A 24,781-nucleotide genomic window follows, 5' to 3' on the forward strand; every position below is an offset into this window, starting at 1 on the left:
GTTAATCACGCCCCGGGTTAAGTTATCAACAAGCATAAAAAAACTATTTGACTTTCTTAAGCATCATAATATAACCGCACACATTCTTTTTCTTCAATTTATTTACCTGTACCGGCTTAATCATATGATATTCCGTAAATTTTGGTATGTAGGAATAACTAATAATATTTGCCATTTTATCCTGCCCATAGTGTTTAACATACACCACCTGTTTTTCATCAAAGTCATACATCCTTACTTCATAGAGTTTTGAACTAAGGTCTCCAATAAAAACAAATTGGTACCAGCTACCTTGCGTCAATGGAACAATCACCGGCATTTCATATTCGCTCTCCATCATCATCGTAGCTTCTTTAACTACTATAAATCCTTGTTCTTTAAAACTTTCCTTTAAACTATCTGCTTCTTTTTTAAGTGTAGAGTCAAAACAGGAAACCTGCTTAATTACATCCTGACTATAAACAGAAAATTGAAATGCCAACAATAATATCAGTATCAGAGTTGGTTGTCTAACAAGGTTTTTCATGCGGTACAAGGAAATTGAATGATCAATAACAATATTACAAAAAAATAGCTGATTTATAAAACGACCAGCGAGCTTTTAGGTCAAAAAAAAGCAAATTGTCTTCTTTTTAACCTAATACTCCTATTGTTAACGATTTAGCAGAAAAAATGTTGCAATAATTACAAACTCTTGTGAAAAAAAATGCCTGTTGCCTGGGCCAACGGAGTGATTTCCAATTCATTTATGCAAATGTTGGGCGGCAGTGAGGCGCAGTAAAAAATTGCATCCGCAACGTCAACACCTGTGAGGGGTGTAAAACCCTCATATACCTTGGCTGCTTTGGCAGAATCTCCTTTATATCTAACCACACCAAACTCGGTTTCAACAGCCCCCGGTTTAATGTTGGTTACTTTTATGCGGTGTCGCAAAAGATCAATTCTCATTGCCCTGCTAACTGCTTCCACAGCAGATTTGCTGGCGCAATAAACATTTCCCTTTTCATAAACATCGTCTCCCGCAACTGAACCAAGGTTAATAATGTGCCCCTGCTTTTCTTCAATCATATATGGCAAAACTGCTTTGCTCACATACAATAGTCCGTCAACATTTGTATGTAACATTATTTCCCAATCAGTAAGCGATGCTTCATCAAAAAAATCTCTGCCAAGTGCAAGCCCGGCATTATTAATAAGAATATCAATCGCCTTCCATTTCCCTGAAAAGGAATTAATGCAATCGAAAACGTCCTTTTTATTTTGTACATCGAAAGCGGCAATAAGAACGTCAATCTTGTATTGACTTTCCAACGATTGTTTTAATTCTTCTAACCTGTCTTGTCTTCTCCCGTTTATAATTAATTGGTCACCGGCTGCGGCAAATTTTTCTGCGCAGGCCCTACCGATGCCGGATGTAGCGCCTGTAATAAAAATGACACGATTCATTATAAATATTTTAGAATGAGTTTATTTAATTATCCAAAAATACAATAACCAAAAAAATAGTAAATAGTTAAACAAATGATAGTTGAGCAGGAGACCCTATTATTGTAAGCTGCTCCGTTATCTTTTTGTATAGAAAATTTTCCTGCTCCATCATTTTAAAATGGGCAATAAGATGATTGTAGAAACCTTCAGAGTTAAGAATAAAAATCTTCTTATCGTGTATATTTAATTGATTCCAGGTAAGTATTTCAAAAAGTTCATCCATAGTTCCATATCCTCCCGGTAATATCAAAGCTGCATCCGCTTTTTCGTAAAGCATCTTTTTTCGTGCATGCATGTCTTCCGTTTCATGCATTTCCGAAATACCGGTGTGGCTATGTTCTATGCCATTCAGGAGTTTAGGCATGATGCCGATGACTCTCCCATTTCGTTCCAAAACAGCATTGGCAACCGCTCCCATAATTCCTTTGTTACCACCGCCATATATTAAGGTAATATTTTGTTGTACAAGCAGGTATCCCAATTCTTTGGCATGCTCACAAAAGAGCGGATTATTACCTTGTTTCGAACCGCAAAAAACAGCCAGCGATTTTATTGCCATATTTTTATTTATCTTGAATAAAATTCAAAATAAAAACTTTGAAATCCTAATTTTCTTTTTAAACATTATACCTGCCTTTAAGCAGTTTATTAATCACGCTTATGTCTCCTGTTGTTTTACTTTCTTTCATTATCGGGTATTTTTTAATGCTAATACTGATATCTTATTTCACTTCAAGAAAATCATCAGACAACGCTACATTCTTTATTGCCAACCGTTCTTCTAAATGGTACCTGGTTGCGTTTGGAATGATAGGGACTGCACTTAGCGGCGTTACCTTTATTTCCGTACCAGGTGAAGTTGGCAATCTTGCAGGTTCGCAGTTCAGGTATTTTCAATTTGTATTGGGTAACGCTGTTGGTTATTTTATAGTTGCAGGCATCTTATTACCGCTTTATTATAAAATGCACCTCATTTCTATTTATGAAGTAATAGAACGGACACTGGGTAAAGTGAGTCATAAAACAGCCGCAGCTATTTTTTTAATGTCAAGAACTATTGGCTCTGCTTTCAGGCTCTACCTTGTAGCCATAGTTTTACAACGTTTCATTTTTGATGAAATGGGTGTTCCCTTTTGGTTAACCATTGTCATTTGTTTGTTATTAATATGGGGCTATACTTTCAGGGGCGGATTAAAAACGATCATCATTACTGATTCTCTTCAAACTGTTTTCTTAGTTACTTCGGTATTTCTCTCTATCTATTTTATTTGCAACAGCTTGCATTTAAACATAGGCGAGGCATTTAAAACAGTTAAAGAAAGTAACTATTCTAAGATATTCTTTACTGATAATTTTATGAGCAATAAGTTTCATTTCACCAAGCAATTTTTAGGAGGAATATTTGTAACGATTGGCATGTTTGGCCTCGACCAGGATTTGATGCAAAAAAACCTGAGTTGTAAAAACCTGAAAGAGGCCCAAAAGAACATGCTGACTTTTACATTTGTTTTTGTAATTATTAACCTGTTTTTTTTGAGCGTAGGCGCTTTACTTTATATTTATGCAAATCAAAAAGGTATTGCCATTCCACTCGACAGCGATTCACATCTTCCCCGGACCGATTATCTCTTCCCCGAAATTGCATTAAATCACTTTAAAGGTGTTCCTGCGGTGGTTTTTATGCTGGGCCTTACGGCCGCAACCTTTGCCACGACTGACTCCGGCCTTACAGCCTTAACTACTTCTTTTTGCATAGATTTTTTAAATTTTGATAAAAATAAAGTTTTGAATGAGAAGCAAATGGTTAGGAAACGAACTTACGTACACATATTTTTTTCCATTCTCATATTGCTAGTTATATTGTTGTTTAATGCTGTAAACAATGCCTCTGTTGTGAGCGCAATTTTTAAAGTTGCCACGTTCACCTACGGGCCGCTTATTGGATTGTTTGCTTTTTCACTTTACGCCAAAAAAAGAAGTGTGATGGATAAGGCAACCCCGGTTATTTGCATTTTAGCGCCGGTAGCTTGCATCTTTATTGATAAATATTCCATTGTTCTTTTCAACGGATATGTATTTGCCGAAGAACTGATTATCGTGAACGGATTACTTACTTTTCTTGGCCTTTTATTGGTTTCTAAAAAGAAACCCTCGTAAAAATAATTTAGTTAATGGTAGAAATTATAGCCAGCAAGGCGGAAGAATATGCAGCCCGATACACTTCTTCAACTGACAATTTGCTGCAGGAAATTGAAAAATATACTTATCTGAATCATCCGCATGCAAATATGCTCAGCGGGCCGCTACAAGGGATGTTGCTTGAAATGATTAGCAAGATGATTAAGCCTGAAAGGGTTTTAGAAATAGGGACCTTTATGGGATATAGTGCAATTTGCCTTGCTAAAGGACTTATGCCGACAGGTGAGCTATATACAATCGAAATTCGTCAGGAAGACGCAAATATTGCCCGAAACTTTTTTAGCAAATCATTATATACTAAACAAATATTTTTACACGAAGGAAATGCCCTGGATATAATTCCAACTTTGAATAAAACGTGGGATTTGATATTTATTGACGCCGACAAGGTGAACTATATTAATTATTACGAATTAACTTTGCCCCTGCTAAAAAAGGGAGGATTTCTGTTAGCCGATAATGTGCTGTTTCACGGGGAAGTGCTGGAAGAAAATATTACCGGAAAAAATGCAAAAGCTATTCATGCATTTAATGAACACCTGAAAGAAGATAATAGAATACAGCATGTACTCGTTACTGTTAGGGATGGCCTGATGTTGATTCAGAAAAAATGAAATGTTTCAATTTTTTAGAACTAAATACCATACACACCGCACACCTTAATGAAAAAGATATTCTTCTTACTCGTTATTTCCATTTTTTTGTCAAAGATAGTTGGTGCCCAAGACATGACGGTAGCTGAATACGTAGCACAGTATAAAGATATTGCCATACGTGAAATGAAACGAATGGGAGTACCGGCAGCTATTTCACTGGCACAAGGTATCCTGGAAACGGAAAACGGCAACAGTGACCTTGTGAAAAAATCAAACAATCATTTTGGCATTAAATGCAAGAGTACCTGGACCGCGGAAACCGTTACCCATGATGACGATGCACCCGGAGAATGTTTCAGAGCTTACAAAACTGCCGAAGATTCTTATCGCGACCATTCTAACTTTTTAAGAGGCAGTTCCCGCTACTCCTTTCTTTTCAAATTGGATCCCCGTGATTATAAGGGTTGGGCCTATGGTTTGAGTAAAGCCGGCTACGCCACCAATCCTAAATACCCGGACATTCTTATTAAGAATATAGAAGATAATAATTTAGAACAATATACTTTGGACGGCATCAACGATGTTCCGGTTTTTGATGCCTCTCAATATTCCAGCGATACTGAAGATAAAAACCAGGTTCAAGTGTTGACTACAACCCCGCAGGATGCATCTGATATCGCTATTACTGAACCTGCTAAACTTACTATAAACGGTTGCAAAGTTGTATTTGCTGCCAAGGGAACTTCATTGCTTGCAATAGCTACCCAAAACAATATTAACCTGAATCGCCTGCTGGACATAAATGATTTGAATAAAGACGGTTTACTTGAAAAGAGTCAATATATTTTTCTGGAAAAAAAACAAAGGTTAGGCGACAAAGAATATTACATTGTTCAACAGAATGAAAGTTTATATGACGTTTCGCAAAAAAATGGCGTGATATTACAAAGCCTTTACGAATACAATAATATTTCATCGGCGGACAATATTTATCCAGGCACAAAAATTTATTTGAGGCCGCCCCTGGTAAAACTGGTTTCAAAAAAAAACAATTCTAACGATAATAACTATTTACAAACTTCATCATCGCCGGGTGAATTAAGAACGCATGAAGTACAGCCAAAAGAAAGCCTGTATGCTATTTCAAAAAAATACAATGTGTCCGTCAGCCAATTGAAAGAGTGGAATAATTTAAAAAACGATAGTTTAAAAACCGGGCAACACCTCATCATTTCAAAATAATTTATGGCCGCCATTAAAGTTCATGACAAAGAATTTGTTCCCTATTTAAGCGAAGCTGAAATTGAAGAACAAGTGAAAAGAGTTGCGGCAGAAATTAACCGGGATTATGAAGGAAAGAAACCGCTGTTTATTGCCATATTAAATGGCGCCTTTATTTTTGCAGCAGATTTGTTTAAACGAATTAATCTTGAAGCTGAAATAAGTTTCATCAAACTAGCTTCATACAAAGGCATTAAAACTTCAGGCAAAGTAATAACGGCTATCGGTCTTGATGCAGATCTACACAGGCGGGATGTAATTATTATCGAAGATATTGTTGACACCGGCAAAACCCTATTTCATTTTTTGCCTCAACTGCAACACCAGCATCCAACATCATTAAAAATTGCGACGTTGCTTCATAAACCTGATGCTTTGCTGCATCCTATAAAGATTGACTATTTGGGTTTTAATATCCCCAATAAATTCGTAATTGGTTATGGATTGGATTATGACGGCCTTGGAAGAAATATTAAAGAAATCTATCAATTGGTTTAATATAATTTAACGATCATTTTTTTACGGGATTTTGTGTCTTTGATAAGAAGCGTATATCTTACAAAATAAACAATCGCTTGCGGAAAGTAATTTTTACTTTTTTCTCTTTAGCCCTGGTTTGCCATACTACTGCACAATACTACATCAGGGGCGATGTAAAGGATGAAAAAAATCAACCTTTACAGAATGTAAAAATTTATATGCCCGGAACGAGGTTAATCTATCACAGCGGCAGTACGGGTGGCTTTGGAATTCCGAGCCCTAACTTATACGACTCACTTATTTTTAGCGCTGATGGCTACGAACCCAGGGCGTTAAGAATTAAAACAAATGTGTATCAGGAAATAACCCTGAGAATGCTGGCTACCACCGTTAGTACGCAAAAACAAAAACTGGTTTCTATAACTATCGGCTCCGACGGGCGTGTAAATCCTACCTGGTATTATGATAATGAGACTTACAGCAATATTGTAGAAAACGATTTCATTAAAGCAAACAATAATCCTTCAACTGCATTTGCAATGCGAATTGACAAAGCTTCTTACAGTAATGTGAGGCGGTTCATCGACCAGGACAGTAAAGTGCCACCCGATGCCGTACGTATAGACGAAATGCTGAATTATTTCAATTTCAATTATAAGGAGCCAGCTGGTAAAAATGTTTTCAGGATAGAATCACAGGTAACAGATTGCCCTTGGAACAAAGAACACCAGTTATTATTTCTCAATCTTTCGGGAAAGAAATTGAACCTCGATAACGTTCCCCCATCAAACCTCGTTTTTTTGATCGACGTTTCCGGGAGCATGGATCTTCCTAACAGGTTACCATTGCTGAAAGAAGCATTTCGGTTACTGGTAAATAACTTACGCCAAAAAGACACCGTTTCCATTGTTACGTATGGAGGATCTGTGGGTGTTTGGCTGCAACCGACCAGTGGCGATCAAAAAGAAAAAATTACCAAAGCCATTGAACAGCTGGTTGCGTCAGGAGATACACCGGGAGAAGCTGCTATTCGATCTGCGTATAGGCTTGCTGAATCTACATTTATTAAAGGAGGGAACAACCGGATTATCCTTGCAACCGATGGTGATTTTAATATTGGTCAGAACACTGAAAAAGAACTGGAGGAATTAATTGCCAAAGAACGGCAGACGGGAGTTTACTTAACCTGCCTCGGCGTTGGAATGGGGAATTATAAAGACTCGAAGATTGAAGTACTGGCAAAAAAAGGAAATGGAAACTTTGCTTATTTGGATGATATACGTGAAGCTGAAAAAGTATTGGTTACCGAATTTACCCAAACACTTTATGCAATTGCCAATGATGTTTACTTAACGGTAAGTTTTAATTCAGGTTATGTAAAAGAATACAGGTTGATTGGATATGACAATAAGCGAAATGTACTTGCAGAAAAAGGTGATGAATTGGAAGGCGGCGAAATTGGCGCTGGAACGGGCAATACCGCCATCTTTGAAATAGTGCCTGCCAATACCGACAGCACCAAACCAATTACCAGCTATTTTGCAAATGTCACGTTGCATTACAGAGCCCCGTCAGATACGACAGGTATCTTTATCACGCATATCTGTCCTCAAAATTATGTGCCTTTTGATTCCATCCCTCAAAGTTTTCAGTTTGCTTCTGCAGTCACCATGTTTGGGTTAAAGCTGCGGGAATCGAAATATATACCAGACATTGTTTGGGACGATATTAAAGATATTGCCACATCATCGGCTAAGCCCGACGATTATCTTGAAAATGAATTTATCGGATTGATTGATAAATGCAAAGTGCTTTATTACGAGAAGAAGAAAAGGAGAAGAAATGAATAACTCCGCCTAACTAAAAGTCTCTCTTATTTTTTCCCAGAAAGTCTTATCGTTTTTATCTGGCTTGGGTTTAAAGTTTTCGCTATGCATCATTTTCTCCAAGGCCTGCTTTTCTTCAGTTGAAGCATTTTGAGGAGTCCACACATTCACATGAATTAACTGGTCACCTTTTTCATGAGAGTTTATCGAAGGAAATCCTTTGCCCTTCAGGCGGAAAATTTTACCACTTTGCGTTCCCGGCGGTATTTTGATTTTAGCCCTGCCGTCAATTGTTGGAACCTCAGAGTTAGTTCCAAAAACTGCATCAGGAAATGATATATATAAATCAAAAGCAACGTTCAGCCCCTCCTTATGCAAGTGAGGATGCGCTTCTTCTTCTATGAGGATAATCAGATCGCCCGAACCTCCTCCCCGTTCACCCATGTTTCCTTTGCCGCTCATGCTCAACTGCATGCCTTCCTGAACTCCGGCCGGTATATCTAAGGTAACAGTTTCTTCACCATACATTCTCCCTTCACCTTTACATGTTGTGCATTTATTTGTAATTACCGATCCTTCACCATTGCATGTGGGGCAGGTACTTACTGTTTGCATTTGTCCCAAAAAAGTATTTTGAACTCTGCGCACCTGACCGTTACCTCCACAAGTGCTGCAGGTTTGCATACTATTTTTATCTTTTGCACCCGAGCCACCGCAAGTATGGCAGGCAACATATTTTTTTACTTTGATCGTTTTGGAAATGCCCTTAGCCATTTCCTCATAATTCACCTTAATCTTTACCCTGAGGTTACTTCCCCTCGTGCCCCTGCTTCTTGAAGAACGGCCGCCGCTTCTTCCTCCGCCAAAAAAACCACCAAAAACATCTTCACCAAAAATGTCGCCAAACTGGCTGAATATATCATCCATGTTCATGCCATGCCCGGAATAACCACCGCCACGCCCTGAGCTAAAAGCACTGTGACCGAACCTATCGTATTGTGCTCTCTTATCTGGATCGCTTAATATTTCGTAGGCCTCCGCAGCTTCCTTAAATTTGTCTTCTGCGGTGTGGTCGCCCGGGTTCCTGTCAGGATGATGTTGCATTGCAACTTTGCGATAGGCCTTTTTAATTTCATCCGGCCCGGCAGATTTATCTATGCCTAAAATTTCGTAATAGTCTCTTTTTGAAGCCATTGAACTTACCATACAATTTATTGTGACCTGCGTAAAACACAACCATTAACCGTTCGCAGTTACCGGTAAATGGAAACGTCCGTTCATGAGATCTTATTTTCCTACAACAACTTTAGCAAATCTTATCAATTTGTCATTCAGATAATATCCCTTTTCAATTTCATCAACGACCTTACCTTTTAATTTTTTATCATCCACAGGAATTTCTGTTATGGCTTCATGCTTTTCCACGTCAAAATCAGTATGAACGCTTTCCATTGCTTTTAGGCCCTGCGCCTGTAAAGTCTTCCTGAGTTTATTAAATACGAGCTGGATGCCTTCTTTTATTTGTTTAACGTCGTCGGTCTGCTGCATTTGCGTTTCAGCACGATCACAATCATCCAGGACCTGGAGTAAAGAAACGATAACCTCTTTGCCCGCTGTTTGAATTAATTCGATACGTTCTTTGGAAGTACGCCTCTTATAATTATCAAATTCTGCAAAAAGTCTGACGTATTTATCTTTTTGTTCTTCCAGTTCATCCCTCAATTTTTCTTTTGTCTCATCAGGGACCAATGGTTCAGCTATATCATCGATGTCGATGGTATTAACTTCATCTGCCGACAAATTCTGTGACTCTGCCTGGTTGTCCATTTCGGTATCTCCTGTGTGTTTTTTATTTTTTTCCATTTTGTAAAATTGGCTGCAAAGGTAGCATTGTCAAACTTTTTGCCAATAACAAATAATAGACAAATTGACACCGGGCCTAATAAATGGAGGAAATAATTTCGGTTAAATCAGTAAATTCCGACGATTACACAAGAATCATAACATGCTGACAGAAGCCGTAACCGGTTTAGAATTTGCCAAAAAAAGTTTGAATCGGCAAGCCTTTTTAACACCACCAACCTGAATTAATGTTTAGAAACTTCAGTAATTTTAAAGAACGATTTGCATATGGAAACATACGGAAAAATATTATTGATTGCGATGCCGATTTTCCTGTCGCTGGTTCTTCTTGAGAAGTGGTATGGTTGGTTCAAAGGAAAAGATACAGTTCGGCAAATGGATATGATATCGAGCCTCAGTTCCGGCGTTACCAATGTAACTAAGGATGTTCTCGGCCTAAGTGTTGTAATTATAAGCTACCAGTGGCTGGTTAGCCGCATTGCCGTCATTCACTTGCAACCTGGAATTTGGGTTTATATCGCTGCCTTTATTGCCCTGGATTTTGCCGGCTATTGGGTGCATCGAATTGAACATCGATACAATATTTTATGGAATCTCCATATCATTCATCACAGCAGTGAAGAATTTAATTTGGCGTGCGCATTAAGACAAAGCATTTCAGAAATTATAAAAATATTTTCTGTGTTTCTGCTCCCTGCAGCGTTACTCGGCGTACCGGCGACAGTAATAGCAATTGTTGCACCTATTCAATTATTTGCCCAGTTTTGGTATCATACGCAACACATTGAAAAAATGGGTTGGCTTGAAAAAATTATTGTAACGCCATCTCACCACAGAGTACACCATGCAATAAACAAAGAATATATTGATAAGAATTTTTCGCAGATATTTATCATTTGGGACAAGCTTTTTGGAACATTCCAGGAAGAACTTGCCAGCGTTCCACCAGTATACGGCATTACACGGCCGGCCGGAACGTGGAACCCGGTAAAAATTAATTTCATCCATTTATTGCTTTTGGTAAAGGATGCGTGGCACGCAAAAAGCTGGAAAGATAGACTAAGGATTTGGCTGATGCCTACAGGATGGCGGCCAAAAGATGTGGCCGAAAAATTTCCTGTTTATAAAATTGAAGATGTATATAGTTTTCAAAAATATGCCCCCGCATATTCAAATCAACTGTTGATTTGGTCATGGATTCAGTTAACAATATTACTGATTTCTACAAGCTATCTTTTTGCAAATATTGCAGCAATAGGCTCACCGGGAATTTTCGTTTATGGCCTTTTTATTTTTTTAAGTGTTTATTCATTTACCGAATTGATGGACCGGAATCGCTTTGCTTTTTTGTGGGAATTGATAAAAAATTTTTTAGGCTTCTTTGTCATCTATAGAATGGGCGGCTGGTTCTCTGCTTCACCATCAGTTTCTCAATTTAATATTCCTATTGTATCGTGGCTGTTATTTTCAACATTTATAACGGCATGGTTTGTTTTTTTCGAATTTAAACAGGAGAAAAAAGTTTCGTATAACTATTAAAGTCCGCACGATTCTATAGAAGTATCCAACCTTTTAAAGAGCAAACAATATCTTCATCAAGGCAAAACTTCTTAACATTTTTTCGTCGCCAGGAGTTCTCAATTTTGTGTAAGAAACTATCATTTAATCAATTCGTTAAAAAATAGTTATAGGTGAATTTTTGAGATCACTTTTATTTTTTTTGACGTCCAATAAGGTGAACATATTTAAAACAAATTTTATGAAAACGCTATTAATAATTTTATCATCGTTACTGTTAACCCTGGGCGCTTCAGCTCAAAGAAAAGGTGGACATTATCATGTTTACCATCCAAGAGTGGTGGTTACACCGTCAGTTGGATTTGGCTTCGGATACGGTTATCCTTACTACGGTTATCCTTATTTTGGTTATCCTTACTATGGCTATCCGTTTGGTTATCCTTATGGTTACCCAAATCCGTATAGCTATAGAAGAACGCCTTACAAATTGTCGTTACAAATTCAGTCAATAAAAATTGATTATGCCAATCAAATAAGAGATGTAAGGCACAATAAAAGCCTGAGCCATTCTCAGAAAAGGCAGGAAATACGCTCGTTAAAGAGTGAACGAGATCAGGCGATAATCTCAGCCCAACAAAACTTCAGGTACGGCAATACAAATAATCAAGACCGGGAACGGAATAACAGTAATCAAAACAGTTCGCCAAACGATAATCAGAATCGGGGAGCTAATAATCAATTCCAGGATAACGGTAATTCTTCGTCAGGGAGCAATCCATAACCCAGTATAGGAGAAGATTCTCGTTGAAATTATAAAGTAAACATAAACGTTGACACAATATTTATGTTTACTTTTTTTTATATAAGTTGATTTTGTAAAAGGTCTTCAAATGAATCTCTTCTGCGTATTAATGAAGCCTTGCCGTCTTTTACTAGAACTTCGGCTGGCTTTAACCTGGAATTAAAATTGGAAGACATTTCAAAACCATAAGCGCCAGCGTTATAAAAAACAAGGTAATCGCCTTCGCTTATTTCATTGATTTTTCGATCCCAGGCAAACGTGTCAGTTTCACAAATGTTACCGACAATCGAGTAGGTTTTTTCCGATCCGTTGTTGTTGTTACTTATATTTTCGATTCGATGATATGAATTGTAAAACATAGGACGAATTAAATGATTAAACCCACTGTTAACACTCGCAAAAGTGGTAGCAGATGTTTCTTTAATTACGTTTACCTGTGTGATAAAATAACCCGCCGCACTCACTAAAAACTTGCCTGGTTCAAACCAAACCTGCAAATGTTTATTACCAGGGTTTGGATGATTGGCAAAAGCTTCACCAACTTTTTGAGCAAGAGCGTTAATATCAGTTTCGCTATCCCCATCTTTATACGGAACCTTAAAGCCACCGCCTAAATCAATAAATTCCAGTTCTTTAAAATGCGGAATTATGTCAAATAAAACTTCAATACCTTTTACAAACACATCGGCACTGTCAATATCACTCCCCGTATGAATTTGCAATCCGCGAACAAACAAGTCATGTTCCCGTACAACTGATAAAATTTGGTCAACCTGGTCCACAGGTATACCAAACTTGCTTTTATCATGTCCCGTAGAAATTTTTAAATTCCCACCAGCTAAAATATTAGGGCGAAGCCGAATACCCACCGGGTAACTATGTCCATATTTTTTTCCAAATTTTTCAAGGTTGGAAATACTATCGATATTGATATTAACTCCAAGGTTTTTTGCTTCATCAATTTCATCAAACGCAATACCATTGGAAGTATATAAAACACGTTCCGGGGTAAAGCCGGCATGCAGCGCCAGTTTAACTTCATTTATTGAACTGCAGTCAATATTGGCACCAATCGATTCTATGTATGATAGAATGTTAATGTTAGTTAAAGCCTTGCAGGCATAAAAAAATTTTACGTCAGTCTTTTCAAAGGCAGCTACAAGTTTTGAATATTGCTCGGCAATTTTTTCCGCATGATAAACATACACTGGTGTTCCAAATTCTTCAGCTATAGATACCAATTGTTGATGAGATAATACTTGTGGCATAACGTAACGTGGTAATGTGCTAATTAGTTAATAAGCTAATTAAGGCGATATATTTTATTAATATTTATTTCTGGAAAGGTATTGTTGTTGATGGCTATTTGTCGTTATTCAATCTCTGTCTGTAAAGATTCTTCCTTATTCTCCAAGGGTTCTACTTCAAAATCAGCGCTGGCCTCATTTTGAATTTCTTCAATTTTTGTTGCTTCGATAATTTCCTGGTTCAACACTTCCTTTATTTTGGGAAGGTCATCGGGACTGTTGATGCCAAAATAATCCATAAAAGATTTTGAAGTAGCATAAATCAAAGGCTTTCCGGGCGAATTTTCATTTCTGCCGGTTATTACAATCAGATCTTTCTCCAGCAATTTTTGAACGGCATAGTCGCAATTTACCCCGCGGATTATTTCTATATCAGATTTGGTAACCGGCTGCTTATAAGCAATAATAGAAAGTGTTTCGAGAGAAGCAACTGAAAGTTTTTTCAAAAACTTATCACCGTTCAGCTGCGCAATGGTTTTATGGTATTCCTTTTTGGTTAAGAACTGAAAACCACCCCCGCTTTCTACTACTTCGAACGAATAAAACTCCGATTCATATTTTTCTCTGATTGCTTTTATCGCTGCATTAACCTGGTCGGATGTTGCCCGATCCTCAATAAAACCAAGGGCGCTATTCAAAAGTTCAACCAATTCGTTAACCGGCAAAGGTTTTTCACTTGCAAATATAAGTGCCTCAATATGCGGGATTATTAAACTTAGTTCCATACCCCAACCCCAATAGGGGCGATAATTTTTTTAAGATTTGAAATTCCTAATTCCCCACCTACGACGGTGGTAGGGGTTTTACCCTTGCAACGCAGCAGCACCGCTTACAATTTCAGTAAGTTCTGTTGTAATGGCCGCCTGTCTCGCACGGTTGTAACTTATTTTTAAATTCTTTAAAAGTTCTTCAGCATTTTCGGTTGCCTTATCCATCGCAGTCATGCGTGCGCCATGTTCGCTGGCGTGCGCATCAAGTATCGCCTTATACAATTGCGTATTCAGGATTTTTGGCATCAGTTCCTTTATCAATATATTTTTATCAGGTTCAAAAATAAAATCTGCTTTCGCCTCTCCTTTTTTCTTTACCGATTTTTTTACCGGCAAGAACTGTTCGGCTGTAAACTTCTGTGTTGCAGCATTCTTGAATTCACTATATACCAATTCAACTGCATCTACCTCCCCCTTTTCAAAAGCATCCATTGCAAATTTTGCAACCGCCGCAACATGTTCAAAACTCAAATCGGCGAAGATGTGCCAGTAACGATCGATCACATTAAATTTATTCTTGCTAAAATGTTCAAATCCTTTTTTCCCTAAGGTCAACATCTCCGTATTACCCTTTGCGGCCACGTTTGCATATTTGTCTGCTATAACCTGCTTAGCAAGTTTAATAAGATTACTATTGTAACCCCCGCAGAGTCCCCTGTCGCTGGTTATTACTATAACCATAACCTTGTGAACCGGCCGTTCCACCGTAAGGGCCATGCTTACATCTCCCTCTGCATTGCCCACAATATTTGCCAGCATTTCCTGAAGTTTTTGCGCATAAGGCCTCATTTGTATAATAGCATCCTGCGCCCTGCGTAACTTGGCCGCACTTACCATTTTCATGGCTTTAGTAATCTGTTGGGTACTTTTCACACTCTGAATCCGATTTCTTACTTCTTTTAGTGCACCACTCATATTTTTTGTTTATGGGGTGCAAAGTTAGGTGAATGGCTGTATAAAACCATGCGTGAGATTTCAGAGATTATTACAGCATTCTGAAAATATCTAACTTATTTATTCAGAAAAATTGTTGTTGAAATATGTTGAATTCACTACAACACAATAGACAACCCGTAAAACATTTGGCACTATTTAAGGATTTTGGGTTGACAGCGAAAGGCCATTTAAATTGACATAAAAAAGCCCCCTGAACGGAGGCTGGATTTCTTGTGCTTTGCCCGGAAACTAATTCCGGGAAAGGGCTGTGTGTGCGGTCTTTTCAATTATATAAACTTCTGAGATATTGGCTAATTAGTGATTTGATTAAAAGTATTGTTATGTACCGGAAAAAATTAACCGCAGACGATATGGAAATAACCGCAAAAGTTTTTTTTAAATAATTCAGCCGATTTTGTCACAGTTTTTTGGTAAATGGCCAAATTCCTTTTTAAATGCATTTGAAAAGTTGCTGAGATTAATGTAGCCAACCATCGACCCAACCTCTGAAACAGAATATTTGTTCATGGATAAAAATTCCTTTGCTTTATGCATTCGGTTTTTCTGATAGTATTCATATAATCCCATTCCAAAAGCTTGTTTAAAAATATTCTTAAGCTTCGTTTCACTCATTAACGCCATACGGGCAAGCCTTTCAATTTTAGGAAAATCTGATGCATAATTTTCAACAAGAATCCTTTCAATCTTTGAAACACTCTGAAAATCTTTTGATGAAAGTCCGGTTGAAAATTCTACCGCGTTCATGCCCAACATATTTTTAAGAAATCCCTCTAAAAGGCGGAGAACCCGTGTGTTAACGTATAGCAAGGGTGTAAGTGATTCCGTATTATGACTAAAAATTTGATTTAGGAGTCTCTTTGTTTTGGCATTTAAGAAATGCCTGAATACCTTTCTTTCTTCAGACACTTTATGGAGAAAGGTATCTGGATCCTGTATTTTTTCCTTCAACCACTCTTCAGAAAGTTGAATCGTTAGTCCTTTTACATTCGTCCCCTTACTCAACTCAAGATTTTGGTGAGTAAGGCTATTGGTCATTACCACGGCGCTAAAAGCACTTTCGTCGGTATCAGCTATTATGTCGTCATCAATAGATACAAAGAGCCTTTTAACATTAGTATATTGATAAAAATAAATTATCAGGAAAAATTTATCTGAAGGTTCACGGTTAAAAATAAAATCGGTATTGAGGTCGTAATCAACTATGCGGTAGGAAAGCCCTTGTTCAATAGTGTATACTTTTGCGAAGCCCGAGGCAAAATTTTGAGGATACTTTATTTCATTATTACCAGGCTTTACTTTTAAATGACGTGAAAATCGATTGAGCCATTCGTCAAGGTCTGCAGGGCCTGATCGGTAATTTAACGGAGTATAATTTTTGTCGGGGTTCATCAATGAGGCGATAGGATTTGAGCTACAAAAGCAAAGCTACACAAACGTATTCATAATTATTTGTTGTAGCCAATTAACGCAATTTCAAATAATAGAGTGTTCAGAAGAAAAATTATAAATCTTAAATATGATTGTAAAATTTTATTCACGTTTTTGGCAAATAGTTTAAAGCAACATATTTATTTCATTCATTTAGATAGCAAATCTCTAATTCGATCTTTAGTAAAATCGCAAGATAAATTCAAACAAAACAAAAAATCACAAAAGTTTTACTATAATTTTGCCCCCTCAAAAGCGATTGCATAAAATGAAATCTTTGCATAAATGAAATTTAAGTGGTGGAAAATATTGTGTATCCTTCTGTTGTTTTTCACATTTACCTGGGGATTTTTAGTACCGGTGCCCATCATTGGAAATCTTCATCAAAGCATTAGAAATTTCTTCTTCCACGTGCCCATGTGGTTTGGTCAAATCGCTTTACTTTCTCTTTCACTGGGTTATTCTATTGCCTACCTGCGTACACAAAATGTAAAACACGATATTTATGCGTCTGAATTTGCAAAGACAGGTGTGGTTTTTGGAATCTTAGGTTTAGCCACCGGCTCTATTTGGGCAACTTATACGTGGGGCGAGCCCTGGAGTAATGACCCAAAACAAATTGCTGCAGCAATAGCAGTATTAATCTATCTCGCCTATCTGGTACTACGCAGTTCCATGAACGATATTGATAAAAAAGCCCGCATAAGCGCAGTCTATAATATTTTTGCTTACTTCATTTACATACCGCTGATAATGATTTTACCGAGGCTCGTTCAGTCCCTTCATCCCGGGGGAATGGAAGGCGCTAAAGGCGGCGGCAATCCTGCTTTAGGAGGTGACAGCCTGGATGCAAGAATGGCAACAGTATTCGTGCCCGCAATTCTCGGCTGGGTGCTTTTGGGAATTTGGATCAGCAATCTTAAAATAAGACTACATCTCCTGGCCAATAAAAATCTGATTAATGGGTAAACTATATTTTATTAAGCGGCTATACCTCTCCGTTATATTGTCATCTGCAAATTTTTTGCTCTTCGCTCAATCTCCCACAGACTCCGCTAAACAGGATATGGACAGCATTATGAGGAGCAATGACAAAATATATGTTGTAATGGCTGTGTGTGTTACGATTCTTGTTGTTCTCATTTTATATCTCATAAGAATTGATATGAAAGTGTCAAAAAAAGAAAAGATTTCTTAATCCTGGTTGAACAGCTATTTATTTAACCGTGATAAAAAATAAAATGTAAGTTTTACTCAATCATAAATTCAAAATATATTTTATGCCGTCTCCAATACCATATAGCTTTTTCCAAAGTGTTGAAAGAAGTTTTGATAAAGCAGCAGTCTTTACTGATTGGGATCCTGGAATTTTAGAGCAAATAAAGCAATGCAATAGTGTTTACCAAATGCGATTTCCTATAAAAAGGGAAAACGGTGAAATAGTAACTATCGAAGCATACCGTGTTCAACATTCACATCACAAAGCACCGTGCAAGGGTGGTATTCGTTTTAGCCTGGCGGTAAACCAGGATGAAGTGATGGCACTGGCAGCTCTCATGACCTACAAGTGTGCTATCGTAAATGTTCCTTTCGGCGGAGCAAAAGGCGGTATAAAAATCAGGCCATGGGATTATACTCCCTATGAATTAGAAAAAATTACCCGCCGTTACACTGCAGAATTAATAAAGAAAAATTTCATCGGACCAGGTATTGACGTTCCTGCTCCTGACTATGGCACTGGAGAACGAGAGATGGCATGGATATTAGATACGTATGGCGCTATGCATCCCGGCGAAATAGATGCGGCAGGCTGTGTAACGGGAAAACCGGTTACCCAGGGAGGCGTTAGAGGAAGAAAAGAAGCTACAGGGCTGGGTGTATTTTACGGAGTTAATGAAGTTTGTAATATGCCAACCGTTATGGAAAAACTTGGCCTCGAAATAGGGGTAAAGGGTAAGCGTGTTTGCGTACAGGGACTCGGTAACGTTGGTTATCACTCTGCACTTTTTTTTCAACAAGCGGGAGCGATAATTGTAGGCCTTGCAGAGTATGAAGGCTCTATCTGGAGCAACGATGGACTTGATGTAGATAAAGTCTGGCAGCATCGTACCAAAACCGGATCAATACTTAATTTTCCCGGCGCCGAAAATTTTGCAAAGAATACCGACGCCCTGGAAATGGATTGCGATATTTTAATTCCTGCAGCCCTGGAAAATGTTATTAATGGAGAAAATGCAGCCCGTGTAAAAGCAAAAATTATTGGCGAAGCGGCAAATGGCCCACTTACACCGGAAGCTGACGATATATTGAATCTAAAAGGTATACTTGTAATTCCGGATATGTACCTGAATGCAGGCGGCGTCACGGTTAGTTATTTTGAATGGCTGAAAAATCTGAGTCATGTACGTTATGGAAGATTGGAAAAAAGATTTGATGAAAATATGAACATGCATATTCTTGGCCAGCTAGAAGAGCTGAGCGGCAAAAAAGTAAGTTCATCAGAAAAGGATTTTATTTTACGTGGTGCCGATGAAATAGATCTTGTAAGAAGCGGACTTGAAGAAACGATGATCGCCGCAACTCGTGAAATTGTTGATATCTGGCAAAAAAATCCGGCTATACCTGATATGAGAACTGCGGCTTATGTATGCGCTATCAATAAAGTTGCTACTTCGTATGCCGAGTTAGGAATATTCCCCTAAGAACTGCATTTATATTTTAAACTATTTAGCAATCAGGTTTCAAAAACCGGAAATTCATTTATTTCAATAAACTGGTCCCCTGCTCTTTTAAAACCAAAACAATAACTCCCGTTAGTAATCACCAGGTATTTTGCCGGTAGCGTAATATGATAACGCAAGATTTGGTTTAATGCCTTTTCTGAAAGAGATACTTTCATTTCCTTGCATTCGATTATCATAAAGGGCTTAGTATTTCTATCGTAAATAACAAGATCACATCGCTTTGATAATTCGCCTAGCTTAATTTCTTTTTCCACAGCTATTAATGATGCAGGATATTCTTTTGAAAAAAGAAAATGGATCATATTCTGCCGCACCCATTCTTCAGGTGTAAGCTGTAACCATTTCTTTCTTACTACATCAAAGACTTCGTTTAAGCCTTTCCGTTGCCTTAAAGAAATCCGCTGTTTCGGAAATTCAATTTTTATCATAATAAGCTTCGTTTCCTGAAAATGAATACCATTTTAGTTGTAATCAAATCAGTGATTTTGCGGATTGGGAATTCACAAATTTAAATCATCAACCTAAAATTGTATTTTTATTAATATCAATTGAAACTTTTGACTCCCAGGATTATGAAAACAAAAAAAGACATCGTTAATAACTGGCTTCCAAGATATACCGGCGAAAAGCTCGAAAATTTTGGAGAATATATTCTTCTTACCAATTTCAGCAATTATGTAAAAATGTTTGCTGATTTGCATAAAATAAAAATTGTAGGTAAAGAGAAGGCAATGCAATGTGCTACCGCCGATAATATCACCATCATTAATTTTGGAATGGGCAGCCCGGGCGCTGCAACTATTATGGATCTGCTTAGTGCAATAGACCCTAAAGCTGTATTGTTTTTAGGCAAGTGTGGCGGACTAAAAAGGAGAAATAAAATCGGCGATTTAATTTTACCGATAGCGGCAATAAGAGGTGAAGGAACTTCCAATGATTATTTTCCACCCGAGGTGCCCGCTCTGCCGGCGTTCGCACTACAAAAAGCCATTTCAACCACGATTCGCGATTATGCTGTTGATTATTGGACAGGTACCGTGTACACTACCAATAGAAGAGTTTGGGAACATGACAATGATCATAAAGCTTACCTGGAAAAAATTAGGGCTTATGCTGTTGATATGGAAACAGCTACGATTTTTATTGTTGGGTTTTTTAATAAAATACCAACTGGCGCTTTATTATTAGTTAGTGATTCGCCGATGGTTCCTGAAGGCGTTAAAACTGAGGCAAGCGACGCAAGTGTTACGGCTCAGTTTGTGGAACGGCACTTAAAAATTGGAATTGATTCTTTAAAACAATTGATTAACGACGGCCTTACGGTGCGCCATCTGAAATTCTAACGTCTACTCATAATTTTATTAGGCGTATTTTTTTTGATAATTATTACTGAAAAGTTAAAGCCTTGCATATAATTTCTTTTAATGAACGATCCTCTCCTGCAAATAAAAAATTTAAGTGTCAATTTTGTAACAGGTTCTGCAACCACTTCTGCCGTAAATAACATTTCTTTTACTCTTAATAAAGGCGAAACGGTTGCTATTGTAGGTGAATCAGGGTCAGGCAAAACTGTTACCTCTTTATCAATATTGCAACTGTTGGCTTCTCCTCCCGCTCAATATAAAAATGGTGAGATTCTTTTTTTGGAAAATGATAATTCACAAATTAACCTTCTCGGGCTTGATGAAAAACAGCTGCGCAAAATAAGAGGCAATAAAATTTCGATGATTTTCCAGGAGCCGATGACTTCTCTTAACCCGGTGCAAACTTGCGGCAGCCAGGTTATGGAAGCCATATTGCTGCATGAAGGAGTAACTCACAAAGAAGCGAAAGAAAAAACCGTTCAACTTTTTAACCAGGTTAAGTTACCTGATGCTACAGGTATGCTTCGTCGTTATCCACATGAATTAAGCGGTGGACAAAAGCAAAGAGTGATGATTGCAATGGCTATAAGTTGCAATCCCTCACTACTTATCGCGGATGAGCCAACCACGGCCTTAGATGTAACTGTTCAAAAAACAATCTTACAGCTTATTAAAGAGTTGCAGCAAAAACTTCAATGGGGCATTATCTATATTACCCACGACCTGGCGCTCGTTTCGGAGATCGCCGACAGGGTAATTGTAATGTACAAAGGAGACATTGTTGAAACCAATACCGCGAAAGAAATTTTTTCCAATCCCACACATCCATATACAAAGGCATTGATCAATTGCAGGCCATCCCCCGCTTCTAAAGGAAAAAAACTTTCTGTTATTAAAGATTTCATGAGTGAATCGATAAATATCAATAAACAGGAAATGGTTAGCAAAGAAAATAAAAAGGAAATTATTGAACCCGAAATTGAATTATTGAAAGTTGAAAATCTTAAAGTGTATTTCCCAACAAAAAAGAGTTTTGCAGGCAAAATACTAAAAGAAATTAAAGCAGTGGATGATGTGAGCTTTTCAGTAAAAAAAGGAGAAGTAGTAGGATTGGTTGGGGAAAGCGGTTGTGGAAAAACCACGTTAGGAAGAGCGCTGATAAGATTAATAGAACCCACCTCGGGCAATGTTTTTCTCGATAAAAAAAATATTGCACATATACCTAAAGACGAATTAAGAAAAATGCGTAAAGACATTCAAATTATTTTCCAGGACCCTTATGGTTCACTAAATCCGCGGATTACAATTGGAGAAGCAATTAGTGAACCAATAGAAATTCATAACATACTTTCAACGGTAAAACAGCGCAAAGAAAAAGTAATGGAACTGCTTTCAAAAGTGGATCTTAAGCCTGATCATTTTAATCGCTACCCGCATGAGTTTAGCGGAGGACAACGACAACGAATATGCATTGCAAGGGCGCTTGGCCTCAATCCTCAATTCATTATTTGCGACGAAAGCGTTTCAGCGCTTGATGTAAGTGTGCAGGCGCAGATTCTTAATTTGCTGAACGATCTGAGAGAAGAACTTGGGTTTACCTGCATTTTTATTTCTCACGATCTTGGCGTTGTTCACTACATAAGTAACCGGATCTTGGTGATGAACAATGGAAAAATTGAAGAATCAGGCTCAGCCGATGAAATTTATTTTAATCCTAAAAGAGCGTATACACAAAAGCTAATTGCATCTCTGCCAAAACTGAAATTTTAAATTTTTTATTTTCTATTATTAAAAGTACTACCTTTGCGCACTTAAAAAATCATGCCGTAACATGATAAGTGGCCCACTTCGGCGGGCACGTATCTCTGTAACAACAGTAATGGCATGTGACAATTAACTTTAAATTAATAATTGCACATGAAACTTAGTCAATTTAAATTTGACCTTCCCCTTAACCTCATAGCTCAAAATCCTACCAAGAGAAGAGAAGACAGCAGGATGATGGTAATCGAAAGAAAGACCGGAAAGATTGAAAACAAACATTTCAGAGACATCCTGGATTATTTTGATGATAAAGACGTTTTTGTTGTAAACAACACAAAAGTTTTTCCTGCCCGTATGTATGGCCGCAAAGAAAAAACCGGCGCGAAAATCGAAGTATTTCTTTTAAGGGAATTACATAAAGCCAATCGTTTGTGGGACGTGATTGTTGATCCTGCCCGTAAGATCCGTGTGGGTAATAAATTATACTTCGGCGAAAGTGATGAACTGGTTGCGGAAGTAATTGACAATACTACCAGCCGCGGAAGAACCATTCGTTTTTTATGGGATGGCCCTGAAGATGAGTTTAGAAAAATGCTGTATTTCATGGGTGAAACTCCTTTGCCAAAATACATAAAACGTAAGCCTGACGAAGAGGACAAAGAAAGATACCAGACAGTTTATGCAAAACATGAAGGAGCCGTGGCAGCGCCGACGGCAGGTCTTCATTTTAGCCCTGAGTTAATAAAGCGTCTCGAAATAAAAGGAATTCGCTTCGCAGAAGTTACACTCCATACAGGCCTGGGAACTTTCCGCCCTATTGAAGTGGAAGACCTTAGCAAACATAAAATGGATGCAGAGTATTATAATATAGACGAAGAGGCCTGCCGCATTGTAAACAAAGCAAAGGAAACCGGGAAAAGAATTTGTTCGATTGGAACCACCACGATGCGTGCTATGGAAACATCTTTCACCGCACAAAAATTATTAAAACCATCTGAAGGGTGGACGAATCATTTTATTCATCCCCCATACACATTTAATATTGCAGATTCTCTTGTTACAAATTTTCATTTGCCTAAAACAAGCCTGTTAATTATGACATGCGCTTTCGCCGGTTACGATCTTATTATGGATGCCTATAAAAAGGCCATAAAAGATAAATACCGCTTTTTCAGCTACGGCGACGCTATGTTGATCATTTAGTTCCAGTTTACAATTGTTTGATAGAACTTCCTGTACACCACGGGAAGTTTTTTATTGATGTAAATGACATGTAATGTTTGGCTTTTTTGACATAAATTAGACAAAACGATTTGCAATGAGAACCATTCATCAATGGCTGCATGACTATGGCGCGAGCCATACCAATGAAACCAATAAATTAATACACTGGATATGCGTGCCCGCTATTTTTTTCTCTATAACAGGCTTGTTGTATAGCATTAAACTCCCTTTATTTATTACTGGTAATTTGCAACTGAATGTTGCTATGATTGTATTATCGTTGACTACGATTTACTATCTGGCTCTCTCAATTAAGATAGGTATCGGCATGTTATTGTTCGGTTTGGTTTGCCTTGGCGCATGTTATATTGCCGAAGTTTTTCTTCCTGTTCCTTTGTGGCTTTTCTGCGTAATTATTTTCGTTTTGGCCTGGATTGGCCAATTCTATGGACATAAAGTTGAAGGCAAAAAACCATCCTTTTTCAAAGACATCCAGTTTTTATTAATTGGGCCAATGTGGCTAATGAGTTTTGTTTATAAAAAGATAGGGATATCTTTTTGACATTACATTCCGAATAAACCTTTGTTTAAGAGTTGCAACGTTTTCTCTTTATTCTCACGTGAAATGAGGATAGAAATATTATGTTGACTACCGCCATAGCTCACCATTCGAACGGGAATACCAGACAATGCAGTAAATATTTTTGCGATAACATCTTTTGTTTCAGTAATACGGTTACCTACAATCGATACAATGGTTTGATCGGCGTCCACCTCAACAGTTCCAAACAATTCAAGTTCTTTTATTATCTCACCTAAATACGCATCGTTGTCAATTGTGAGAGAAACGGCGACCTCAGAAGTAGTTACCATATCGATAGGCGTTTGATATTTTTCAAATACTTCAAAAACCTTGCGAAGGAAACCGTAAGCCAGCAGCATGCGGCTGCTTTTAATTTTTATGGCTGTAATAAAATCTTTTGCGGCGATGGCTTTCACGCCTACGCTTCCGGCTTCACTTTCTATTAATGTGCCAGGCGCCTCCCGCTGCATGGTATTTAATAACCTAACGGGAAAATTAAAATACTGAGCCGGCCAAATGCTTGCAGGATGCAAAATCTTTGCCCCAAAATAAGCGAGCTCGGCTGCTTCATCAAAACTGAGGCGACT

At 37.9% G+C, this 24,781-nt stretch carries 25 protein-coding genes; 14 read left to right on the forward strand and 11 right to left on the reverse strand.

The genetic code is table 11. The features are described 5' to 3' along the window. Positions 1-43: 43 nt before the first annotated feature. The 3 genes from ACO1O5_RS18590 to ACO1O5_RS18600 form a co-directional block, all read right to left on the reverse strand. Entirely contained in the window at positions 44-526 is a 483-nt protein-coding gene (locus ACO1O5_RS18590; protein WP_486272908.1) for a hypothetical protein, read from the reverse strand. 158 nt (positions 527-684) lie between these two features. Continuing rightward, positions 685-1,446: an SDR family NAD(P)-dependent oxidoreductase gene (locus ACO1O5_RS18595; protein ID WP_486272910.1), complete on the reverse strand. Its 762-nt coding sequence runs from the start codon at positions 1,444-1,446 to the stop codon at positions 685-687. Between the two features lie 67 nt (positions 1,447-1,513). Further along, on the reverse strand, positions 1,514-2,047 hold the full coding sequence (locus ACO1O5_RS18600; protein WP_486272912.1) for an LOG family protein: 534 nt from the start codon (positions 2,045-2,047) through the stop codon (positions 1,514-1,516). 101 nt (positions 2,048-2,148) lie between these two features. Here ACO1O5_RS18600 and ACO1O5_RS18605 point away from each other — a divergent pair, with 101 nt between their 5' ends. The 5 genes from ACO1O5_RS18605 (at position 2,149) to ACO1O5_RS18625 (ending at position 7,894) form a co-directional block, all read left to right on the forward strand. After that, positions 2,149-3,645, forward strand: coding sequence for a sodium:solute symporter (locus ACO1O5_RS18605; RefSeq protein ID WP_486272914.1), 1,497 nt, complete (start codon positions 2,149-2,151; stop codon positions 3,643-3,645). Between the two features lie 14 nt (positions 3,646-3,659). Next, positions 3,660-4,301, forward strand: coding sequence for an O-methyltransferase (locus ACO1O5_RS18610; RefSeq protein WP_486272916.1), 642 nt, complete (start codon positions 3,660-3,662; stop codon positions 4,299-4,301). A 48-nt stretch (positions 4,302-4,349) separates the two neighbouring features. Continuing rightward, complete coding sequence (locus ACO1O5_RS18615) at positions 4,350-5,525, forward strand: glucosaminidase domain-containing protein (RefSeq protein WP_486272918.1); 1,176 nt, start codon at positions 4,350-4,352, stop codon at positions 5,523-5,525. Between the two features lie 3 nt (positions 5,526-5,528). Then, positions 5,529-6,062 (forward strand): hypoxanthine phosphoribosyltransferase, encoded by a 534-nt coding sequence (hpt, locus tag ACO1O5_RS18620; RefSeq protein WP_486272920.1) that lies wholly within the window; start codon positions 5,529-5,531, stop codon positions 6,060-6,062. Between the two features lie 77 nt (positions 6,063-6,139). Then, complete coding sequence (locus tag ACO1O5_RS18625) at positions 6,140-7,894, forward strand: vWA domain-containing protein (RefSeq protein WP_486272922.1); 1,755 nt, start codon at positions 6,140-6,142, stop codon at positions 7,892-7,894. A 6-nt stretch (positions 7,895-7,900) separates the two neighbouring features. On the opposite strand, the gene dnaJ is transcribed toward ACO1O5_RS18625, so the two are convergent. Both dnaJ and ACO1O5_RS18635 read right to left on the reverse strand, forming a co-directional pair. Beyond that, positions 7,901-9,076: a molecular chaperone DnaJ gene (gene dnaJ, locus ACO1O5_RS18630; protein WP_486272924.1), complete on the reverse strand. Its 1,176-nt coding sequence runs from the start codon at positions 9,074-9,076 to the stop codon at positions 7,901-7,903. Positions 9,077-9,157: 81 nt separating this feature from the next. After that, positions 9,158-9,733, reverse strand: coding sequence for a nucleotide exchange factor GrpE (locus ACO1O5_RS18635; RefSeq protein WP_486272926.1), 576 nt, complete (start codon positions 9,731-9,733; stop codon positions 9,158-9,160). Positions 9,734-10,000: 267 nt separating this feature from the next. Here ACO1O5_RS18635 and ACO1O5_RS18640 point away from each other — a divergent pair, with 267 nt between their 5' ends. After that, complete coding sequence (locus ACO1O5_RS18640; protein WP_486272928.1) at positions 10,001-11,272, forward strand: sterol desaturase family protein; 1,272 nt, start codon at positions 10,001-10,003, stop codon at positions 11,270-11,272. A 220-nt stretch (positions 11,273-11,492) separates the two neighbouring features. After that, the gene (locus ACO1O5_RS18645; protein WP_486272930.1) at positions 11,493-12,032 is read left to right on the forward strand and encodes a hypothetical protein; all 540 of its coding nucleotides are present in this window, start codon (positions 11,493-11,495) and stop codon (positions 12,030-12,032) included. Positions 12,033-12,109: 77 nt separating this feature from the next. On the opposite strand, the gene lysA is transcribed toward ACO1O5_RS18645, so the two are convergent. From lysA to ACO1O5_RS18665, 4 genes are all read right to left on the reverse strand, one after another. Continuing rightward, the gene (gene lysA, locus ACO1O5_RS18650; protein WP_486272932.1) at positions 12,110-13,321 is read right to left on the reverse strand and encodes a diaminopimelate decarboxylase; all 1,212 of its coding nucleotides are present in this window, start codon (positions 13,319-13,321) and stop codon (positions 12,110-12,112) included. A gap of 104 nt (positions 13,322-13,425) precedes the next feature. Next, positions 13,426-14,085 carry an SMC-Scp complex subunit ScpB gene (gene scpB, locus ACO1O5_RS18655; protein ID WP_486272934.1) on the reverse strand — a complete coding sequence of 220 codons (660 nt, stop codon included), beginning with the start codon at positions 14,083-14,085 and terminating at the stop codon, positions 13,426-13,428. Between the two features lie 78 nt (positions 14,086-14,163). Further along, positions 14,164-15,045 carry an ATP synthase F1 subunit gamma gene (gene atpG, locus ACO1O5_RS18660; protein ID WP_486272935.1) on the reverse strand — a complete coding sequence of 294 codons (882 nt, stop codon included), beginning with the start codon at positions 15,043-15,045 and terminating at the stop codon, positions 14,164-14,166. Positions 15,046-15,471: 426 nt separating this feature from the next. Further along, positions 15,472-16,476: a helix-turn-helix transcriptional regulator gene (locus ACO1O5_RS18665; protein ID WP_486272937.1), complete on the reverse strand. Its 1,005-nt coding sequence runs from the start codon at positions 16,474-16,476 to the stop codon at positions 15,472-15,474. A 324-nt stretch (positions 16,477-16,800) separates the two neighbouring features. On the opposite strand from ACO1O5_RS18665, the gene ccsA reads away from it, so the two are divergent. From ccsA to ACO1O5_RS18680, 3 genes are all read left to right on the forward strand, one after another. Beyond that, a complete protein-coding gene (gene ccsA / locus ACO1O5_RS18670; RefSeq protein WP_486272939.1) occupies positions 16,801-17,484 on the forward strand; it encodes a cytochrome c biogenesis protein CcsA in 684 nt (227 codons plus the stop codon). Next, positions 17,477-17,713 (forward strand): CcmD family protein, encoded by a 237-nt coding sequence (locus ACO1O5_RS18675; RefSeq protein ID WP_486272941.1) that lies wholly within the window; start codon positions 17,477-17,479, stop codon positions 17,711-17,713. The genes ccsA and ACO1O5_RS18675 overlap by 8 nt, the downstream gene beginning before the upstream one ends. Positions 17,714-17,795: 82 nt before the next feature. Beyond that, positions 17,796-19,217, forward strand: coding sequence for a Glu/Leu/Phe/Val family dehydrogenase (locus ACO1O5_RS18680; RefSeq protein WP_486272943.1), 1,422 nt, complete (start codon positions 17,796-17,798; stop codon positions 19,215-19,217). A 32-nt stretch (positions 19,218-19,249) separates the two neighbouring features. Here ACO1O5_RS18680 and ACO1O5_RS18685 read toward each other — a convergent pair whose 3' ends face one another. Further along, the gene (locus ACO1O5_RS18685; protein WP_486272945.1) at positions 19,250-19,687 is read right to left on the reverse strand and encodes a type I restriction enzyme HsdR N-terminal domain-containing protein; all 438 of its coding nucleotides are present in this window, start codon (positions 19,685-19,687) and stop codon (positions 19,250-19,252) included. A 144-nt stretch (positions 19,688-19,831) separates the two neighbouring features. On the opposite strand from ACO1O5_RS18685, the gene ACO1O5_RS18690 reads away from it, so the two are divergent. The 4 genes from ACO1O5_RS18690 (at position 19,832) to ACO1O5_RS18705 (ending at position 24,173) form a co-directional block, all read left to right on the forward strand. Further along, on the forward strand, positions 19,832-20,602 hold the full coding sequence (locus ACO1O5_RS18690) for an AMP nucleosidase (RefSeq protein WP_486272947.1): 771 nt from the start codon (positions 19,832-19,834) through the stop codon (positions 20,600-20,602). Positions 20,603-20,683: 81 nt separating this feature from the next. Then, positions 20,684-22,393 (forward strand): ABC transporter ATP-binding protein, encoded by a 1,710-nt coding sequence (locus tag ACO1O5_RS18695; RefSeq protein ID WP_486272949.1) that lies wholly within the window; start codon positions 20,684-20,686, stop codon positions 22,391-22,393. A gap of 147 nt (positions 22,394-22,540) precedes the next feature. Continuing rightward, a complete protein-coding gene (queA, locus tag ACO1O5_RS18700) occupies positions 22,541-23,590 on the forward strand; it encodes a tRNA preQ1(34) S-adenosylmethionine ribosyltransferase-isomerase QueA (RefSeq protein ID WP_486272951.1) in 1,050 nt (349 codons plus the stop codon). Positions 23,591-23,705: 115 nt separating this feature from the next. Next, complete coding sequence (locus ACO1O5_RS18705) at positions 23,706-24,173, forward strand: Mpo1 family 2-hydroxy fatty acid dioxygenase (RefSeq protein ID WP_486272952.1); 468 nt, start codon at positions 23,706-23,708, stop codon at positions 24,171-24,173. A 2-nt stretch (positions 24,174-24,175) separates the two neighbouring features. Here ACO1O5_RS18705 and ACO1O5_RS18710 read toward each other — a convergent pair. Then, positions 24,176-24,781 (reverse strand): ACT domain-containing protein (locus ACO1O5_RS18710; RefSeq protein WP_486272953.1); only part of this gene is annotated, 606 nt, incomplete at its 5' end.

The organism is Ginsengibacter sp. (genome assembly GCF_057362405.1).

Bases quoted from the DNA above. Each gene is read 5' to 3' on its own strand.
- ACO1O5_RS18590 (WP_486272908.1), bottom strand. From the start codon at position 526: ATGAAAAACCTTGTTAGACAACCAACTCTGATACTGATATTATTGTTG.
- ACO1O5_RS18595 (WP_486272910.1), bottom strand. From the start codon at position 1,446: ATGAATCGTGTCATTTTTATTACAGGCGCTACATCCGGCATCGGTAGG.
- ACO1O5_RS18600 (WP_486272912.1), bottom strand. From the start codon at position 2,047: ATGGCAATAAAATCGCTGGCTGTTTTTTGCGGTTCGAAACAAGGTAAT.
- ACO1O5_RS18605 (WP_486272914.1), top strand. From the start codon at position 2,149: ATGTCTCCTGTTGTTTTACTTTCTTTCATTATCGGGTATTTTTTAATG.
- ACO1O5_RS18610 (WP_486272916.1), top strand. From the start codon at position 3,660: ATGGTAGAAATTATAGCCAGCAAGGCGGAAGAATATGCAGCCCGATAC.
- ACO1O5_RS18615 (WP_486272918.1), top strand. From the start codon at position 4,350: ATGAAAAAGATATTCTTCTTACTCGTTATTTCCATTTTTTTGTCAAAG.
- hpt (WP_486272920.1), top strand. From the start codon at position 5,529: ATGGCCGCCATTAAAGTTCATGACAAAGAATTTGTTCCCTATTTAAGC.
- dnaJ (WP_486272924.1), bottom strand. From the start codon at position 9,076: ATGGTAAGTTCAATGGCTTCAAAAAGAGACTATTACGAAATTTTAGGC.
- ACO1O5_RS18635 (WP_486272926.1), bottom strand. From the start codon at position 9,733: ATGGAAAAAAATAAAAAACACACAGGAGATACCGAAATGGACAACCAG.
- ACO1O5_RS18640 (WP_486272928.1), top strand. From the start codon at position 10,001: ATGGAAACATACGGAAAAATATTATTGATTGCGATGCCGATTTTCCTG.
- ACO1O5_RS18645 (WP_486272930.1), top strand. From the start codon at position 11,493: ATGAAAACGCTATTAATAATTTTATCATCGTTACTGTTAACCCTGGGC.
- lysA (WP_486272932.1), bottom strand. From the start codon at position 13,321: ATGCCACAAGTATTATCTCATCAACAATTGGTATCTATAGCTGAAGAA.
- scpB (WP_486272934.1), bottom strand. From the start codon at position 14,085: ATGGAACTAAGTTTAATAATCCCGCATATTGAGGCACTTATATTTGCA.
- atpG (WP_486272935.1), bottom strand. From the start codon at position 15,045: ATGAGTGGTGCACTAAAAGAAGTAAGAAATCGGATTCAGAGTGTGAAA.
- ACO1O5_RS18665 (WP_486272937.1), bottom strand. From the start codon at position 16,476: ATGAACCCCGACAAAAATTATACTCCGTTAAATTACCGATCAGGCCCT.
- ccsA (WP_486272939.1), top strand. From the start codon at position 16,801: ATGAAATTTAAGTGGTGGAAAATATTGTGTATCCTTCTGTTGTTTTTC.
- ACO1O5_RS18675 (WP_486272941.1), top strand. From the start codon at position 17,477: ATGGGTAAACTATATTTTATTAAGCGGCTATACCTCTCCGTTATATTG.
- ACO1O5_RS18680 (WP_486272943.1), top strand. From the start codon at position 17,796: ATGCCGTCTCCAATACCATATAGCTTTTTCCAAAGTGTTGAAAGAAGT.
- ACO1O5_RS18685 (WP_486272945.1), bottom strand. From the start codon at position 19,687: ATGATAAAAATTGAATTTCCGAAACAGCGGATTTCTTTAAGGCAACGG.
- ACO1O5_RS18690 (WP_486272947.1), top strand. From the start codon at position 19,832: ATGAAAACAAAAAAAGACATCGTTAATAACTGGCTTCCAAGATATACC.
- ACO1O5_RS18695 (WP_486272949.1), top strand. From the start codon at position 20,684: ATGAACGATCCTCTCCTGCAAATAAAAAATTTAAGTGTCAATTTTGTA.
- queA (WP_486272951.1), top strand. From the start codon at position 22,541: ATGAAACTTAGTCAATTTAAATTTGACCTTCCCCTTAACCTCATAGCT.
- ACO1O5_RS18705 (WP_486272952.1), top strand. From the start codon at position 23,706: ATGAGAACCATTCATCAATGGCTGCATGACTATGGCGCGAGCCATACC.